This is a genomic window from Haloferax sp. AB510, from assembly GCF_024136985.1.
GTDB lineage: Archaea > Halobacteriota > Halobacteria > Halobacteriales > Haloferacaceae > Haloferax.
In genome coordinates this window covers 1-809 of sequence record NZ_JAMYJY010000222.1, presented here as the reverse complement: position 1 = coordinate 809, position 809 = coordinate 1, and the positions used below count along the sequence as shown (strand labels likewise).

Here is an 809-nt window from a genome sequence, read left to right as displayed (position 1 = left end):
GGGCGGCCCGCGCCACGTCGGCGTCGAGGTCCGAGAGGGCGTCGCCGAGCACGTCGCCGACGCGGCCGAGGAACCACGCTGCGTGGCGGTTACGGAGGTCGCGGCCGGCGGGCGACAGCGGGCGCATCATGAGCGCCGAGTACTCGCCGCTGGTGTCGTTTCTGGTGGTCGAGAGGTGGACCGTGCCGTAGCCGTTGTCGCGCCAGAACGAGAGGAGTTCGGGCGTCGCGCCGAACCCGACGCCGAGGTAGTCCGCGTCGCCCGCGAACTCGTCGCGTATCGCCGAGAGGAGCCGCGAACCGAGACCAGACGACCGGACCGCGTGGTGGGTGGCGATGCGCATCACGCGGTAGCCGACGGGGACGCCCGCGTCCTCGTCGCGGAGTTGGCTCGTGAACACGTCGGGGAGCATGTTCCCCCGGATGCGGCCGCCGTCGTACATGTGCCGGCGGGTGTCGGGGCCGAGGCCGCCCTCGCGGGCGAGCAGCGCGACCGAGACGACGCGTCCCTCGTGAGTGAGCGCCCGGAGCGTCAGGTTCGGGGCGTCGAGGAGGCGGGCGAGGTCGTCCGGTTCGGTCCGGTAGTGCGCAAGGACGAGCAGGCCGAACGCCTCGCGGAGCAGGTGTTCGTCCGCCAGCAGGTCGTCGGGCGAAAGCGCCCGGTAGGACGCGGACTCCGGCGTCGCGTCCGCGACGAGCTGGTCGACCGGGGGCCGGGCGTCGAGGAGGAGCGCGCGGAACGTCCACGACTCGACGGGGTCGCCGGCGGCGTAGCGAATCGGGTCATCGAGGCGCGCGTCGGTCACCTCG

The 809-nt window shown here is 73.3% G+C and carries 1 pseudogene; it reads right to left on the bottom strand.

Annotation, left to right across the window (positions count from 1 at the left end):
* A pseudogene (gene tmcA / locus NKF06_RS20690) lies at positions 1-809 on the bottom strand (tRNA(Met) cytidine acetyltransferase TmcA); the annotation flags it as partial.